This is a genomic window from Streptomyces sp. T12 (assembly GCF_028736035.1).
Lineage (GTDB): Bacteria > Actinomycetota > Actinomycetes > Streptomycetales > Streptomycetaceae > Streptomyces.
On record NZ_CP117866.1, the window covers coordinates 10,352,284 to 10,368,142 of the forward strand.

General features: G+C 68.5%; 10 protein-coding genes. 4 read left to right on the plus strand and 6 right to left on the minus strand.

Translation table 11 applies throughout. The annotated features are described in order from the left end of the window. Positions 1-51: 51 nt before the first annotated feature. The 6 genes from PBV52_RS46525 to PBV52_RS46550 all read right to left on the minus strand — a co-directional run bounded on the left by PBV52_RS46525 (position 52) and on the right by PBV52_RS46550 (position 7,650). Positions 52-1,668 carry a cation acetate symporter gene (locus PBV52_RS46525; protein WP_274247744.1) on the minus strand — a complete coding sequence of 539 codons (1,617 nt, stop codon included), beginning with the start codon at positions 1,666-1,668 and terminating at the stop codon, positions 52-54. After that, the gene (locus tag PBV52_RS46530; protein ID WP_274247746.1) at positions 1,665-2,150 is read right to left on the minus strand and encodes a DUF485 domain-containing protein; all 486 of its coding nucleotides are present in this window, start codon (positions 2,148-2,150) and stop codon (positions 1,665-1,667) included. The genes PBV52_RS46525 and PBV52_RS46530 overlap by 4 nt, the downstream gene beginning before the upstream one ends. A 251-nt stretch (positions 2,151-2,401) precedes the next feature. Next, on the minus strand, positions 2,402-4,417 hold the full coding sequence (locus PBV52_RS46535) for a beta-galactosidase (protein WP_274247749.1): 2,016 nt from the start codon (positions 4,415-4,417) through the stop codon (positions 2,402-2,404). A gap of 46 nt (positions 4,418-4,463) precedes the next feature. After that, positions 4,464-5,360, minus strand: a complete 897-nt coding sequence (locus PBV52_RS46540) for a carbohydrate ABC transporter permease (RefSeq protein ID WP_274240761.1) — start codon at positions 5,358-5,360, stop codon at positions 4,464-4,466. Next, positions 5,357-6,334 carry a carbohydrate ABC transporter permease gene (locus tag PBV52_RS46545; RefSeq protein ID WP_274240762.1) on the minus strand — a complete coding sequence of 326 codons (978 nt, stop codon included), beginning with the start codon at positions 6,332-6,334 and terminating at the stop codon, positions 5,357-5,359. Before PBV52_RS46545 ends, PBV52_RS46540 begins: the two co-directional genes overlap by 4 nt. Positions 6,335-6,339: 5 nt before the next feature. Beyond that, positions 6,340-7,650, minus strand: coding sequence for an ABC transporter substrate-binding protein (locus PBV52_RS46550; protein ID WP_274247751.1), 1,311 nt, complete (start codon positions 7,648-7,650; stop codon positions 6,340-6,342). A gap of 472 nt (positions 7,651-8,122) precedes the next feature. Between PBV52_RS46550 and PBV52_RS46555 the strand changes: the two genes are divergently transcribed. The 4 genes from PBV52_RS46555 (at position 8,123) to PBV52_RS46570 (ending at position 15,728) form a co-directional block, all read left to right on the plus strand. Continuing rightward, positions 8,123-9,187 carry a LacI family DNA-binding transcriptional regulator gene (locus PBV52_RS46555; RefSeq protein WP_274247753.1) on the plus strand — a complete coding sequence of 355 codons (1,065 nt, stop codon included), beginning with the start codon at positions 8,123-8,125 and terminating at the stop codon, positions 9,185-9,187. 235 nt (positions 9,188-9,422) lie between these two features. Further along, the gene (locus PBV52_RS46560) at positions 9,423-11,477 is read left to right on the plus strand and encodes an RICIN domain-containing protein (protein ID WP_274247755.1); all 2,055 of its coding nucleotides are present in this window, start codon (positions 9,423-9,425) and stop codon (positions 11,475-11,477) included. Between the two features lie 601 nt (positions 11,478-12,078). Further along, a complete protein-coding gene (locus PBV52_RS46565; protein ID WP_274247757.1) occupies positions 12,079-14,076 on the plus strand; it encodes a glycoside hydrolase family 2 TIM barrel-domain containing protein in 1,998 nt (665 codons plus the stop codon). A 719-nt stretch (positions 14,077-14,795) separates the two neighbouring features. Then, on the plus strand, positions 14,796-15,728 hold the full coding sequence (locus PBV52_RS46570; RefSeq protein WP_274247759.1) for a S1 family peptidase: 933 nt from the start codon (positions 14,796-14,798) through the stop codon (positions 15,726-15,728). The last annotated feature ends 131 nt before the right edge of the window (positions 15,729-15,859 follow it).

Consider the following 15,859-nt stretch of genomic DNA (forward strand, 5'->3'; position numbering starts at 1 on the left):
CTACGGCGGCGGCCCCGAGGCCGCTCTCGTAGCCCGCCCGCTCCGCCGTGGTCACTCGGCTGCGGCGAGCAGCCGGGCCTCGCTCTCCTCGTACAGCCGCCGGTTCTCGACGCTCTCTGCGGTGCGGCGCCGGCGGTCCAGACGGCTGCCCAGCCAGCCCGCCAGGTAGCCGAACGGGACGGAGACCAGTCCGGTGGACTGCATCGGGAACAGCGCGAAGTCGGCGTCCGGGAAGACGGCGGACGGCGTGCCCGAAACGGCTTGGGAGAAGACCATCAGCACCAGCGCGCAGGCCGCGCCGCCGTAGAGCGTGGCGAGCAGGCCGGTGCGGGTGAATCCCCGCCAGAACAGGGAGTAGGTGAGCGCGGGTGCCACCGCCGATGCCCCGATGCAGATGGCCAGAGTGGTCAGCACGCCGACATCCCAGTTCTGGACGAGGGTGGCGAGCCCGATGGCAACGGTTCCCACGACCACGCTCGTCCACACCGCCACCGTCATCTCCGTACGCGGCTCCGCCTGCCCCCGCCGTGCCACATGGGCGAACAGGTCGTGGGCGAGCGACGAGGCCGCGGCCAGGGTCATCCCCGCGACCGACGACAGCAGGGTGATGAACACCATGCCCGCCACGGCCGAGTAGAGAATCGTCGTGCCCGTCGAGCCGGCTGCCCCGCCGAGCACCTGCGACAGCATGAGCACCGACGTCCTGCCGTGTGGGTCGGCCGCGATGATGGACTGCGAGCCCACCAGCGCCGCCGCGCCCGTACCCATGATGATCACGAGCAGGCAGAACGTGGTGACCGTGCCGACCGCCCACGACATGGAGCGACGCACGGCCGGCACGTCCTGGGCGGAGAACAGACGCATCGTGATGTGGGGCAGGCAGGCCACGCCGAGCACCACAGTGATCTGGAACCCGATGAAGTCCAGCCGCTCGCCGGCCGAGGTGCCCAGCTGAAGGCCCTGCTGGAGGAAGGCAGGGCCCGCGCCGCTGCCCCGCTGGGCAGCCCTGAGTACGTCGCCGAAGCTCCAGTCGAAGCGGTTCAGCACCAGGACGGCCACGACAGCGCTGGTGGCGAGCAGGAACACGATCTTCACCATCTGAACGAGCGCGGTGCCTCGCATACCGCCGAGCGCCGCGTAAATGATCATCAGGCTGCCGACCATGATGATGCTGCCCGTCCTGGCGCCCGCCACGTGCGGGAGGTCCAGGATGAAGGTGAGCAACGACCCGGCCCCGGAGAGCTGGACGATCAGAAAGGGCACGGTCGCCGAAAGCGTCACCACGCAGGCGGCGACCCGCACGGCCCGCCCGGGCATGTTGCGGGCCAGGACGTCGCCCATGGTGAACTGGCCGGCGTTGCGCAGGGGTTCGGCCAGCAGGAACATCAGTAGCACCAGGGACAAGGCGGTGCTGACCGCGAGGACATAGCCGTCGTACCCGGTGAGCGCGACGATGCCGGTGGTGCTCAGCACCGTGGCCGCGGAGATGTAGTCGCCCGCGATGGCCAGGGCGTTCTTGAACGGGGTGAGCGAGCGGTAGCCGGTGTAGAAGTTCGTCAGGTCGTCACGGTCCGGTCCCGCCATCACGCACATGAGCAGCGTGAGAGTGACCAGGACGGTGAACAGGAGAAGGACGGTGGCCTGTGTCCCGGAGCTGAAGTCGTTCATCTCGCCACCCCGGCGTTTCTGCCGGCGGCGACCGCCTGCTCCCTGACGGCGCGGGCCAACGGATCCACCGAGCGTTGTGCGCTGCGCCCGTACCAGAAGACCGCGGCGAAGGTGACGACGAGCTGGAGGACCCCCAGGGCCATGCCCAGGCTCAGCTCGCCGGCGATCTTGGACCCCATCAGGCCAGGGGCCCCGCAGGACAGCACGACATACACCACGAAGGAGCCGAGCGCGGTGAGCGTGGAGGTCCGGCGGAGCAGGCGGTAGGCCGAGCGGAGCGCGGTGAGGTCGGCGCTGTGCCGATGCGTCTCGTGCGCGTACGGCTCGTCCCAAGGGCCCTGCCCGTACGGCTCGTACCGGGCGGCCTGCCCGTACGGGTCGTACCGAGGGGCGTCGTACCCGTACGACCGGGGATCGGTGTGCGGCAGGTGCCACCCCGGTGACGCTGATCGCGGATACCGGTTCTCGTCGGGGTATGTCATCGCCTGGCCTTCCACTACGGCTCGGACCCGTGGAGGGGAACGGGGAGAAATGGTTCAGCGGCGCACCATACCGACTGGTTGGGATGTCTGTAAGTAGGCGGTGGATCACGTTTCGGGGCCGATGCGGATGCGGCGTTCCGCGGCAGCTGACCGTGGGGGGCGCAGGCCGCCGTGTCGGTCAGTGCCTTCTGGCCGAGGTAGCCGAGCGCGCCCCCGGCGTTACGAGCGGGCCCTTTGACCCCGGTCACCTGTCAGTGCTCCTCGCGCACGACCGCGACACCCCCTGCGGGAACGGCGACCGATCCGCTGACGGCCTGGCCGGTGAGGAGTTCGACGCCCTCGGCGGGGACTTGGGCGCCGCTTTTGCTGTGGTCGATCAGGAACAGGTAGTCGGCATCAGTGCCACTGCGTCGGACGGCTTCGATGCCGCGCACCGGGGTGGCAAGGACCGGCTGCACGCCGGCCTCGTCGCAGATTCGGGCCAGCAGCGCGGCGACGGTCGCGGGGTCGGGGCGAGTAGCGACATACCAGGCGGTTCCGTCGCCGGGGGAGTGCCGGGTGACGGCCGGTACGCCCTTCAGCGGCCCGTCGCCGTAGGAGGCGACCGCTTCCGCGCCCGTGAGCCGGACGCGCTCGGACCACAGGGCGGCGGTGGCACCCGCGGGGACCGCCCCGGTGAGGTGGAGCGTCTCGCCGGGCAACAGGGGGAAGAGTTCGTCGGTGCGCACGCCGAGGACGTCCCGGAAGGCACCCGGGTAGCCGCCGAGCCGGACATGGCAGTTCTCGTCGACCGCGCCGCTGTGAAAGCCGACCGCCAACGTGCCGCCGCGCTCGGCGAAGCGCGTGAGGTTGGCCGCGGCCGTATCGCCGACCAGATAGAGGCTGGGTGCCAGCACCAGGCGGTACGAGGACAGGTCGTCGTCGGGGCGTACGAAGTCCACGGCCACGCCGGCTTGCCACAGCGGCCGGTACCAGTCCCGTACGAGGTCCTGGAAGCGCAGCTCGCCGCTGGGCTGGGAAGGCTGTTCCAGGGCCCAGCGGGCGTTCCAGTCCCACACCACCGCGACCTGGGCGGTCGGAGTGCTTCCCCGTACTTCGGCCAGGGCCTTGAGATCCGCGCCGAGTTGTACGACGTCCCGCCAGACCGTGCTGTCGGTACCGGCATGCGGAAGCATCGCCGAGTGCCACTGTTCGGCGCCCGCCTTGGCAGCACGCCACTGGAAGAAGGCGATGCCGTCTGCGCCGTGTGCGACGTGGGCGAGGGCGTTGCGGCGCATCTCGCCAGGCCCCTTGGCGCGGTTGACGGGCTGCCAGTTGACGGCTCCGGTGGAGTGCTCCATCAGCAGCCATGGCCCGCCGGCCAGGGAACGCACCAGGTCGCCGCAGAGCGCGACGTCGATCTCCGACTCCGGGTCGGTGGAGCGCAGGTAGTGGTCGTTGGAGACGATGTCCAACTCGGGTGCCCAGCGCCAGTAGTCCAGTGCGTCGATGCTGAAGTTCACCATGAAGTTGGTGGTGGCGGGGGTCGACGGGGACAGCTCACGCAGGAGGTCGCGTTCCGCCGTGTACAGCGACAGCAGTTCGTCGGAGCAGAAGCGGCGCCAGTCCAGCAGATGGGCCGGATTGGGGTCGGCGCCGGTGGCTCGGGGCGGGAGGATCTCGTCCCAGTCGTAGTACCACTGGCTCCAGAAGGTGGTGCCCCAGGCGTGGTTGAGGGCGTTCAGGTCGTCGGTGTAGCGATGGCGCAGCCAGGTGCGGAAGGCGACGGCACTGACGTCGCAGTAGCAGGCCGCGTTGTGGCAGCCGTATTCGTTGTGGATGTGCCACATGGCGACGGCAGGGTGGTCGGCGTAGCGCTCGGCCAAGGCGCGCGTGATGCGCAGGGCGGCGGTGCGATAGGCCGGGCTGGACGGGCAGAACGTCTGGCGGCTGCCGTACGAGAGCGTACGGCCGTCGCGGTCGACGGGCAGGGCCTCCGGGTGAGCCCGGAAGAACCAGGCGGGCGGCGCGGCGGTCGGGGTGGCCAGGTCGGCGGCGATGCCGTTCTCGTGCAGCAGGTCCAGCAACCGGTCCATGCGGGCGAAGTCGTACTCACCCTCTGCGGGTTCCAGCAGCGCCCACGCAAAGATGCCGACGCTGACCATGGTCACCCCGGCCTCGCGCATCAGGCGCATGTCCTCGGCCCAGACTTCCTCGGGCCACTGCTCGGGGTTGTAGTCGCCGCCGTAGGCGATGCCGGGCAGGCGAAGGCGGCGTTCAGTGCTCACTGGTGGTGCTCCGGGAGGTAGCAGGAATCAGGTGAATGACGGGACGTCAGCCCTTGTTGGCGCCGAGGGTGAGGCCGCTGACGAACTGGCGCTGGAGGAGGAAGTACACGACCAGGACCGGGACGGCGGTGATGAGGGCGCCGGCGGCGATGAGGTTGGGGTCGGTGAAGTACTGCCCGGAGAGGTTGTTCAGTGCCGAGGTGATCGGCATGTTCTCGCCGGTGGAGATCAGTACGAGGGCCCAGAAGAAGTCGTTGTAGATCCAGATGGACAGCAGGGTGCCGAGGGCGGCCATCGCCGGTTTGCACAGGGGGAGGGTGATCTGCCAGTACAGCCGCCATACGGAGGCGCCGTCGACGAGTGCGGCTTCGGTGAGTTCGTGGGGGAGCATCTTCATGTAGTTGCTGAGTACGAAGGCGCAGAACCCGGACTGGAAGGCGACGTGGATGAGGACCAGGCCGAGGGCGGAGTCGTAGAGCTTGCCGCTCATGGTGATGCCGGGCAGGTCGATCAGGAGGTAGAGCCGGTAGAGGGGGGTGATGATGACCTGCTGCGGGAGGAGGTTGCCGGCGGTGAAGACGAGCAGCAGGAACAGGTTGATGCGGAAGTCGAAGCGGCTGACGTAGAAGGCGACCATCGAGGACAGGAAGAGGGTCACCAGTACGGCCGGGACGGCGATGAGCATGGTGTTGCCGAAGTAGTGCGTCATGTCCGACTGCTGGAAGGCGTTCGTGAAGTTGTCGAACGTCAGCGTGTCGGGCCAGGACACGTAGCCCTTCTCACTCGTTTCGGCGTAGGGGCGCAGGGCGGCGTAGACGGCCCACAGCAGCGGGGCGAGCCAGGCCAGTGCCATCGAGGCGAGGAAGAGGTGCAGCAGGATCCTGGCCGGGCGGATCGGGGTGCGCTGCTTGGACGCATTGAGGGGGGCGGTGGTGGTGCTCATGCGCGCCGCTCCTTGCGGAAGGTGGCCACCAGGTAGGGGATGATCACGATCAGGGAGATCAGCAGCAGGACGACGGCGATGGCCGAGCCGTATCCGATGCGGCTGGACTCGCCGATGATGTTGTTGGTGACCAGGATGGAGAGCAGTTCGGTGCCTTCGGCGCCCTTGTTGAAGACGAAGACGAGGTCGAAGGCGCGCAGGGCCTCGATGATGGTGACGACCAGGACGATGGTGTTGGTGGGGCGCAGGGTGGGGAAGATGACGTTCTTGAACGTCTGCCACTCGCCGGCGCCGTCCAGGGCGGAGGCCTCGCGCAGGGCGGGGTCGACGCCCTTGAGGCCGGCCAGGTAGAGGATCATCATGTAGCCGGCGTGGCGCCAGGACGCGGCGACGAGGATCGCCCACAGGTTGAGGTCGGGGTCGCCGATCCAGTCGATGTACTTGCCGGGCTCGTTGGCGCCGATGACGCTGTTGATCAGGCCGGTGTCGGGGTTGTAGACCAGCTGCCAGACGAAGCCGATGACGGCCATCGACAGCACGACGGGCAGGAAGAACGCGGTCTGGTAGACGCGGCTGAAGCGGATCTTCTTGTCCAGCTGCACGGCCAGGAACAGCCCCAGCGGGGTCGGGATCAGGATCAGCACGACGAACCAGACGACGTTGTGCTCGACGGCCGGCCAGAACTGCGGGTTGTTGGTGAACAGCTCGCGGAAGTTGTCCAGCCCGACCCACTTGATCGAGTCGAAGCCGATGCCGTCCCAGGTGGTGAAGGCCAGCGCGATCGACGCCAGCGCGGTGACCCAGACCAGGGCGATGTGCAGGATCGTCGGCAGCCCGGCCATCAGGCCGAGGGTGAGCCGGTCACGGCGGGTCAGCAGACGGCGGTGCCCGCGGGGCACCTTCTTGGGCTGGGCAGCGCCCGAAGGCGGCACAGCGGCCGCCTCGGGGGTCTCCTTGGTGATGTCAGTCGTCATCTCGATCAGCCCGACGCGAAGATCGTCTTCTTCTGGCGCTCGATCGACGACAGCAGGCTGTCGATCTGCTTGGGGTCACGGATGAACTTCTGCAGCGCCGGCTGCATCACCGTGGAGGTGAAGTCCGGCCGGCTGTCACGGTCCATGAACTGCGTCAGGGACTTCGCCCCGGAGATCATCTCGTAGGCCTTCTTCTGCAGCGGGCTGTAGGAGGAGGTGTCGGCCTTGGTGGAGGCCGCCACCACGTTCGGGTCGGACTTGAGGTAGATCTCCTCCGCCGCCGGCGAGCCCAGGTACTGCAGCAGCTTGACCGCACCGGCCTTGTTCTTCGGGGCCTTGGAGAGCATGAACCCGTCCGTGGGCGCCTCCACGGTGTCCTGCCCGTAGGCCGGGTCGATCTCCGGGAAGGCGAAGAAGTCCAGGTCCTCACGGTCGGCCTCGTCGGTGAACTGCTGACCCACAAAGGTGCCGAGCAGATACATGCCGGCCTTCTTCGACGCCAGCGTCTGGGCGGCGTCCTGCCAGGTACGGCCCGTGGCGCCCTCCTGGTGGAAGGGCAGGATCTGCGCCCACAGGTCGAAGGCCTTGCGCACCTTGGCATCGGTCCAGGCGGCCTTGCCCGCCATCAGCTCCACATGGAAGTCGTAGCCGTTGGCACGGAAGTTGATCTGGTCGAACGTGCCCAGCGCCGGCCAGGCGTCCTTGTCACCGAAGGCGATCGGCACCAGGCCGTCCTTCTTCATCTGCTTGCACAGCGCCACGAAGTCGTCCCACTTCGTGGGCACTTCGTAGCCCTTCTCCTTGAACACGCTCTTGCGGTAGAACAGCGCCCACGGGTACGTGTACAGCGGCACGAAGTAGTACTTGCCGTCCTCGCCCTTGGAGAGCTTGTGCATCGCGTCGGGGAAGTTGCCCCCGATGGACTTCCACACGTCATCCAGCGGCGTGGCCAGCCCCTTGGCCGCGAAGAACTGCATCCGGTAACCGGCGAACCAGTTGAACACGTCGTCCGGCGTGCCCTGCAGGTAGGAGTTGATCTGCTCCTGGAAGGTGTTGTGGTCCTTGGTGTTCACGTCGACCGTGAGCCCGGACTCCTTCTTGAACGCCGCGTAGATATCGGCGAACGCCTTCTTCGGCACCGCGTCCGACGCGTTCGAACCGACCGTGACCGTCTTCGGATCACTCGCCGAACCACCGCCACCGCACGCACTCAGCAGCGGGACACCGGCGCCAAGAACAGCGGCGCCGCCCACGCCACGCAGCAGAGTGCGGCGACTGGTACCAGGCATGGACTGGCCGAGGGAGGAGAGGTGCATTTCGGCTCCTGACAGGGCGGCCGTACCCAGGCTTGGCACGTCGGCCCGAAGGGATGTGGCGGGGAAGTGGCCGTGAAGCGACCATAATCAAACGCGATCGCACAAACACGATCGGCCGACGCCAGGAAGAGTGAACGTTTCGCGCGGCCGCTGTCAAGGCTCTGCGTTTGGCGACCTGCACGAAGCGGACTCGGGCAGAGGTGCTCACCTCGCATTCGGACTCTGCTCGCCGGGCTGTCCGGGCAAGCCGAAGCGCCTGGCCATTGGGTGTCTCACCTGCGTCGATACACGCCAGGGGCTCGTCTTGCGAGGTCGTCGTGGCGACCCTCGCCGCATGGTCCCGGTGTGAAGCGGAGCTGTGAGAACTCTTGACGCACGCCCGACTGCTGCGTAGACATGACCGCGCGGTCAGACCGCGCGGTCATATCGCTGACCACGTTCGATGCAGGAACACCAGCCATGGGGAGCCTTCATGACACCAGGAGTGGGGCGCGGCGTGGCCTCGCCTGTGCCGCGCAGTGCGGACGTCGCACAGCTGGCCGGGGTGTCGCGCAAGACGGTCTCCCGGGTTCTCAACAATGAGCCGTACGTCTCGGACGAGGCCCGTCAGCGTGTCCTCACGGCCGCCGAGGAACTCGGCTACCGGCTGAACCACGCGGCCAGGGCACTGGCCTCCGGACGCAACCGTTCCCTCGGCGTCGTCGCTCTGGGAACCGCGGGGTATGGAACCGCCTCCCTGCTCGTGTACATCGAACAGGCCGCACGGGACGCCGGTTACGCGCTCCGCGTGATCAACACACCGGACGGCGACCCGGAAGGCATCGCAGGCGCCGTGGAGTCACTCCTCGAACAGGGCGTGGACGGCGTCGTCGTCTCCGAACCCATCGTGAAGGGAGAAGTCCCCCTCCGCGTCGACGTGCCGGTCCTCTTCCTCGGGGCGCCCCCCTCCTTCACCGCCACCCGGACGCTGACCGTGAGCGTGGGCGCCCATGAACTTGCGCGGGCGGCCACCGAACACCTGCTGGACCTGGGACACGAGACCGTCCATCACCTCGCCGGCCCGCGGCAGTGGTACGCCACCAAGGACCGCATCGAGGGATGGCAGGCGGCACTTGCCGCACGAAGCGCACACGAACCGCCGCTGCTCAACGGTGACTGGTCGGCCGCCTCCGGGTACGCGGCGGGTCGCGCGCTGGCCTCGGACGGCTCCGTGACCGCGGTGTTCGCCGCGGGCGACGAGATGGCCATCGGCCTGATCCATGCCCTACGGGAAGCCGGGCGGCGCGTGCCGGAGGACATCAGTGTCGTCGGGTTCGACGGCAACCCGGTCTTCGCCTACGTCTCGCCCCCACTGACCACCGTGCGCCAGCCTTTCGACGCTGCCGCACGGGAAGGAATCCGGCTTCTCGTGCACGCCATCGAGAAGCCCGACACCGAGCTGCCGCAGGCGGACGAACCCCCTGTCGAGCTCGTCGTCCGCGGCTCGACCGCGCCCCCGCCGTCCCGCCGAGGCCGGCCGCTGCTCCGCACCCCCTGAGCGCCAGCCCAAACCGCCCCGACCATACGCCCGCACAACTGGGGCACAGCCCGCCTGTCACCCACCGGCCGTCCCCCCTGAGGGATCCGGCCGGGCCGCACGGCGAACGTCACCAGCCCCTCCGGGCCCGACCGACGCACGCACGCCCACTGGACTCCGCCGCTCCCCGGCCCGACCGGTCCGGCGAGCGGCGGGCACCGAAACACTCCCCCTTCCCCGTTATCGGAGCCGCACAATGTCTCCTGCGCAGACAGGCGCCAGACCCGGCGCCGCTCCGCGTCCCACCGCCCTCCTGTTCCTGCTGCTCGCCCTGATCGTCGCGGCGGCGACGCTGGTCGTGCCGGCCGCGGGCAGGGCAGACGCCATCTCGCGCCCCGCCCAGACCCTGTACACCCCGCCGTCGAACGCGCTCTCGCCCGGGACGTTCTATCCGCGCGCGATGCGTCTGCAGCACAACGGCTCGGCCAACGGCACCCTGCTCGCCACGTTCGAGCAGTACCGCGAGGACATGCCGGTCTTCCCGATCTACCGCAGCACCGACAACGGCGCCTCCTGGACGAAGATCTCCGAGGTGGCCGACACCCAGAACGGCTGGGGCATGCGTTGGGAGCCCGAGCTGTTCGAACTGCCCCGCGCCATGGGTGGCTTCCCCGCCGGAACCATCCTCGCCGCCGGCGACTCGGTGCCGTACGACCGGTGGGGCGGCAGCAAGATCGACCTGTACGCCAGCACCGACCGCGGCCAGAGCTGGGACTTCGTCACCAACATAGCCACCGGCGGCCCGGCATTCTCCACCAACGGCTTCACCCCCGTCTGGGAGCCGTATTTCCTGCTGTCCGGTGACCGGCTCATCGTCTACTACTCCGACCAGCGCGACACCGCCCACGGCCAGGAGGTCGTGCACCAGGTCTCCACGGACCTGCGCAACTGGGGCCCGGTCGTGGACGACGTGTCGATGCCCACCTACGCGGACCGGCCCGGGATGCCGGTCGTCACCCGGCTGCCGAACGGCAACTACGTGATGAGCTACGAGTACTGCAACGCTCCTGAGGGCAGGTGCTCCGTGTACTACAAGATCTCCTCCGACCCGGAGGGATTCGGCTCCGTCACCGGCCGGGTGCTGCGGTCGACCGACGGCGTCATCCCCAGCGGAGCGCCCTTCATCACCTGGCTGCCTGCCGGTGGCCCGAACGGCACCCTCGTCCTCAGCGGCGAGAGTCAGGACGACCTGTTCGTCAACACGGAGAACGGGGCCGCGAACGCCTGGACCCGTATGCGCTCCAACGTCGCCGGCGGGTACAGCCGGGGTATGCTCCCGCTGGCCGACGGCCACAGCCTGATGGTGCTCAGTGGCGGGCGGGCGCGCAGCACCGGCGTCAACTCGGTCATGTACAGCGTCATCGACCTGGGCGGCGGGGTCTCCGACGGCGCCACCTACACCGTCTCCAACGCGAACAGTGACCTGAAGCTCACCATCGCGGGCGGGTCCACCGGCAACGGCACCGTCGCCACCCAGCAGAACACAACCAACGCCACCGACCAGCAGTGGCGCTTCGCGCGGCAGCCCTCCGGGTACTTCAAGATCTTCAATGTCGCCAGCGGCAAGGTCCTCGGCGTGGAGAACCAGTCCACCGCCGACGGCGCCAAGGCCCTGCAATGGGACGACAACGGCACCCTCGACCACGAATGGGCCGTAGCTCCCCATCCCGCCGGCGGCTACACCATCACCAACCGCGTGACCGGCAAGTACCTCGAAATCCCCAACGCCTCCACCACCGTAGGCACCACCGCCGCCCAGTGGAGCGACACCGGCTGCGCCTGCCAGCGCTGGGACCTCGACCAGACCGCCCTGCCGCCCCTCGGCACCGGCCAGTACGTCCTCGTCAACAAGAACAGCGGCAAGTACCTGGACATCCCCGGCGCATCCACCACCAGCGACACCGCAGCCAACCAGTGGCGCAACTCCGCCTGCAGCTGCCAGCTGTTCACCTTCCAGTCCGCCGGCAACGGAGCCTGGACCATCAAGAACGTCAACAGCAACCTCAACCTCGACATCCGCGGCTCCTCCGGCACGGCAGGCGCTGCCATCGTCCAGAACACCGCCTCCAGCGCCGACTCCCAGAAGTGGACCCTCACCGACGCGGGCAACGGCTACTTCCGACTCCGGAACGTGAACAGCACCCTCGTCGCAGGTGTCGCCCAGTCCTCCACCGCCGACGGGGCGGCCGTCGTCCAGTGGAACAGCGCCGGCGTCGACGACCAGCTCTGGAAGATCGTCCGTATCAACTGACCTGAGAAAGGGCGGGGTGGCAGGGAGGCCTGCCACCCCGCGCCCGCTGCCCGCAGCCGTTCAGAGCCCTGAACCAGCCCAAATCCCGTTGCAGCGCTGGTGACTGAATCGATTCATCCTCCCGCTCGGGTGTGTCCGACCGAGCCCGGATGAACGACTTCCGGGCGGAGGCACCGTCGACTTCACGCTGCAGACCAGGGCCGACGGCGCCAGTACGTACACCACGGTCCGCACCGTCACCGGCCAGGCCAACCCGGGCGGAGCCGCCCAGACTTACACCCTCACCTCGGCCACCGGCCGCTACCTCCGGCTCCGAGCCACCAAGCTCGGCACGCCCGCCTCCGACGAGTCCACCCGCTACCGCCTTCAACGCGCGGAGATCCACGTCGCACAGCAGGGATCGCAACGCGTGATCCCCTTCGAGCTTCAGCTTTCGATCTTCTACTTCACCTCCACGGGAGTGAGTTCTGAAATGGCAGGATTCCCTACTCGCCGACAAGTGCTGAGCGGGACAACTGGAGGAGTACTGGCCTCGTTGGCGGGAATTCCGACTGCCCGTGCCGCGTCCGCTTCTGCGACGTACACAGCGCCGAATCCGCGGGTGCGCATCGATCTCAACGCAGGGTGGCGATTCGTCAGAGAAGACGTCACAGGTGCGGAGCGGCCCGGGTTCGACGACTCAGGATGGACGTCGGTCAACACGCCCCACACCTGGAACGCTGCCGATGGCGCCGACGGCGGCAACAACTACTACCGCGGAGTGGGCTGGTACCGCCGCCATTACACCGTGCCGTCCGAACTGGCCGGGAAGAGGCTGTACTTGCAGTTCGCCGGGGTCAACCAGGTCGCCGACGTCTGGATCAACGGCACCTATCTCGGGCAGCACAAAGGTGGATACTCCCGGTTCAGGTTCGGCGCCACCGCCGTGCTCGTCCCGGGCGGCGACAACGTGATCGCGGTGAGAGTGACCAATGCCCGCGACACCGCCATCGCGCCGGTGGGCGCGGACTACACCTTCGAGGGCGGCATCTACCGCAATGTGAGCCTGTGGGCCACCGACGATCTCCATGTGCGGATGGAGGACTACGCAGGTCCCGGCGTCTACCTGCGGCAGAGCAATGTGACCGCGGCGTCCGCCACGGTGACCGTGACGACGAAGCTGTGGAACGACGGCAACACCACCAGATCGGTGGTCGTCCGCAGCGTCATCGCCGACAAGGGCGGGACCGTCGTCGCGGAGACCAGGAGCGCCGCGCAGGTCGTCGCCGCGGCCACCGGCGCGGAGATCAGACAGACCGTCAGCATCGACCGCCCACGCCTGTGGAACGGCTTGGCAGATCCGTACCTCTACAACGCCAGCGTTGAGCTCCATGACGTCACCGCGGGCGCGGACAGGATCACGGATGTGGTGACCGAACGCCTGGGCCTTCGCTCCATCGCCGTGGACGCCGACACCGGCTTCCACCTCAACGGCAGCCACCTCGGTCTGCACGGCGTCAACCTGCACCAGGAGCGGGCCGGCAAGGGCTGGGCGATATCCGACGCCGACCACACACAGGACTTCGACCTCATCCGGGAGCTCGGCGCCAACACCATCCGGATGGCCCACTACCAACACGACCAGAAGGACTACGAACTCGCTGACGAACGTGGGCTGGTCGTGTGGGCGGAGATTCCGCTGGTCAACTCCGTCACCGACTCGACCGCCTTCACCGCGAGCACCCAGAACCAACTGCGTGAGCTGATCCGGCAGAACTACAACCACCCGTCGATCGTCTTCTGGGGCATCGGCAACGAACTCACCGACTACAACGGCACCGCCACGAACACGCTGCTCGCGTCACTGGCCGGCATCATCGAAGCCGAGGACCCGGACCGGCTCTCCACCTACGCGGTGCGCAGCGAGGACCCCGACAGCGCACAGGCCGGACTGCACACGCGGACAACGGGCTTCAACAAGTACCTCGGCTGGTACTACGGTTCCAAGGACGGCGAGCTCGGTGCATGGGCCGACAACCTGCACGTGAACTCGCCGTCCCGCCGTATCGCCATCTCGGAGTACGGTGCCGGCGCCAACACCACCCAGCACGCCCTCAACCCGCCCAAGCCCGAACCGGGTGGAGCCTGGCACCCCGAGGAATACCAGTCGCTGTTCCACGAAGCGGCCTGGAAGCAGCTCGCCGGCCGTCCGTACATCTGGGGCGCGTTCGTCTGGGCCATGTTCGACTTCGCCTCCGACGGCCGCAACGAAGGAAGCCGACCTGGAATCAACGACAAGGGCCTGGTCACCCACGACCGGCAGATCCGCAAGGGCGCCTTCTACTGGTACAAGGCCAACTGGGCGAGCACTCCGACCCTTTACATCACCAGCCGCCGCTGGACCCGGCGAACCGAGGCCACCACCGAACTGAAGGTCTACTCCAACGCGGACAAGGTCACCGCCACCCTCAACGGCACGTCCCTGGGGACCCTGAGCAGCAGCGACCACATCTTCCGGTGGGCCGACGTCACACTGAGGCCGGGGCAGAACACCGTGACCGTCACCGCGACCATCAACGGCTCGACGTACACAGACAGCGTCGATTGGACCCTCGGTTGAACGGGGGGCGGTTCGCGGTCGTTCGCCGCGACTGACGACACGTCTCGTCACCATCCGCCCTGATGCCTCATCCCCTGGCGGTCTGTCGGCCCGTGCCCTTGATCCGGCTGTCCGTCTCCGCGACGAACGGGACCGCGCACCACTGCGTCATGATCGGCACCGAGCCACTGACGGTGTGCGCCACGCACTCGGCCGTTCTGGCGTCGCCGCCCGCACGCAGGGCCGCGGCGAGGAGGCATCACCCGTCCCTGGCGCCGTGGCGAGGAGCCACCCGTCCCCGATGCCGTGCCGGAGAGTCACCCGTCCCCGATGCCCTGGCTGATCCGTCGTCCGCACGCGACGGCGTGGTCGGGGTGGGCCAGGCCGCGCCCGGTGCCCTGGCCGGTCTGTCGTCGGCACGCGGTGCCCTGGGCGGACCGTGACCGGTACGTGGTGCTCGGTCGGGCCCGTGACTCGTACGTGGTGGCCTGGGCGGACCTTGACCGGTACGTGGTGCTCGGTCGGGCTCGTGACTGGTACGCGGTGCACTGGCTGGACCGTCACCGGTACGCGGTGCTCGGTCGGGCTCGTGACTGGCACGCGGTGGCCTGTCGGGCCGTCACCCGTACGCGGTGCCCAGGTCGCTCGGGGCTTGGGGGCGCGGTTAGCGTCCGGAAGGGAGCACCGAGCGGCCGTTTCCCGTCCCGTGGCGTGCGGCCCGACCCTTCCTGGAGGCTCGTATGAGGACCACACGCCCGGCGCCCCGCGGTGCGAGACGACGTACCCGCCTGGTCGCACTCGCGTCCGGACTGACCGTCCTGGCGGCGACGGCCCTGGCCGGGACCGCGGCCCACGCAGGCCCCGGCGACCCCAGCCCGACCACCATGTACAGCAGCGCGCAACTCGCCGCGGTCGAGAAAGCGGTCGCGAGCGCCGATGTGGTCGGCACCGCCTGGAGCGTGGACGACACGACCGGCAGGGTGCTGCTCGCCGCCGACAGCACCGTGTCCGCCGCCGCGATCGACGCCATCAAGAGGGGCCTGGGCGCCGACGGCGGCGTGCTGCGCGTCGAGCGCCTGCCGGGCAAGCTCACCAGGTACCTCTCCGGAGGGGATGCCGTCTACAGCAGCAGCGCCGACGGCACGTTCCGCTGCTCGCTGGGCTTCAACACCCGGGACAGCGCCGGAAACTACTACTTCCTCACCGCCGGTCACTGCACCAACGGAACCTCCGACTGGTACTCGGACCGGTTTGTCACGCACATCGGCACCACCACCCCCGGCTCCAGCTACCCCGGCAACGACTACGGCCGCGTGGCCTACGACCCTGGCCAACCCGTCCCGCCCGGCACGGTCGGCGACCAGGAGATCACCAGCGCCGCCGACGCCCAGCGCGGCCAGGCCGCCTGCCGCCGCGGCTCCACCACCGGCACCCACTGCGGCCGGGTCACCGGCGTGAACTGGAGTGTGCGCTATCCGGACGGCGTGGTGACCGGCATGATCCGCACCAACATCTGCGCCGAGCCGGGCGACAGCGGCGGCCCCCTCTACGCCGACACCCGGGCGCTGGGCCTCACCTCCGGCGGCAGCGGCAACTGCGCCACCCCGCCCAGCACGACCTTCTTCCAGCCGGTCACCGAGGCCCTCAACGCGTTCGGGGTGCAGGTGTACTGAGCACCGGCACGGAAACCCCGACGGGGCCCGGTGCAGGGGCGGGATCACGCACCGGGCTCCGCCGCCGTCTCCTGACGTTCAACCGCCGTCACAGGAGACACCATGTCGCTCACCCGCGGCTGGACCCACCC

What these genes read in the sequence shown, in the direction of transcription:
- PBV52_RS46525 (WP_274247744.1), bottom strand. Translation starts at nt 1,668, where the DNA reads ATGAACGACTTCAGCTCCGGGACACAGGCCACCGTCCTTCTCCTGTTC.
- PBV52_RS46530 (WP_274247746.1), bottom strand. Translation starts at nt 2,150, where the DNA reads ATGACATACCCCGACGAGAACCGGTATCCGCGATCAGCGTCACCGGGG.
- PBV52_RS46540 (WP_274240761.1), bottom strand. Translation starts at nt 5,360, where the DNA reads ATGAGCACCACCACCGCCCCCCTCAATGCGTCCAAGCAGCGCACCCCG.
- PBV52_RS46545 (WP_274240762.1), bottom strand. Translation starts at nt 6,334, where the DNA reads ATGACGACTGACATCACCAAGGAGACCCCCGAGGCGGCCGCTGTGCCG.
- PBV52_RS46550 (WP_274247751.1), bottom strand. Translation starts at nt 7,650, where the DNA reads ATGCACCTCTCCTCCCTCGGCCAGTCCATGCCTGGTACCAGTCGCCGC.
- PBV52_RS46555 (WP_274247753.1), top strand. Translation starts at nt 8,123, where the DNA reads ATGACACCAGGAGTGGGGCGCGGCGTGGCCTCGCCTGTGCCGCGCAGT.
- PBV52_RS46560 (WP_274247755.1), top strand. Translation starts at nt 9,423, where the DNA reads ATGTCTCCTGCGCAGACAGGCGCCAGACCCGGCGCCGCTCCGCGTCCC.
- PBV52_RS46570 (WP_274247759.1), top strand. Translation starts at nt 14,796, where the DNA reads ATGAGGACCACACGCCCGGCGCCCCGCGGTGCGAGACGACGTACCCGC.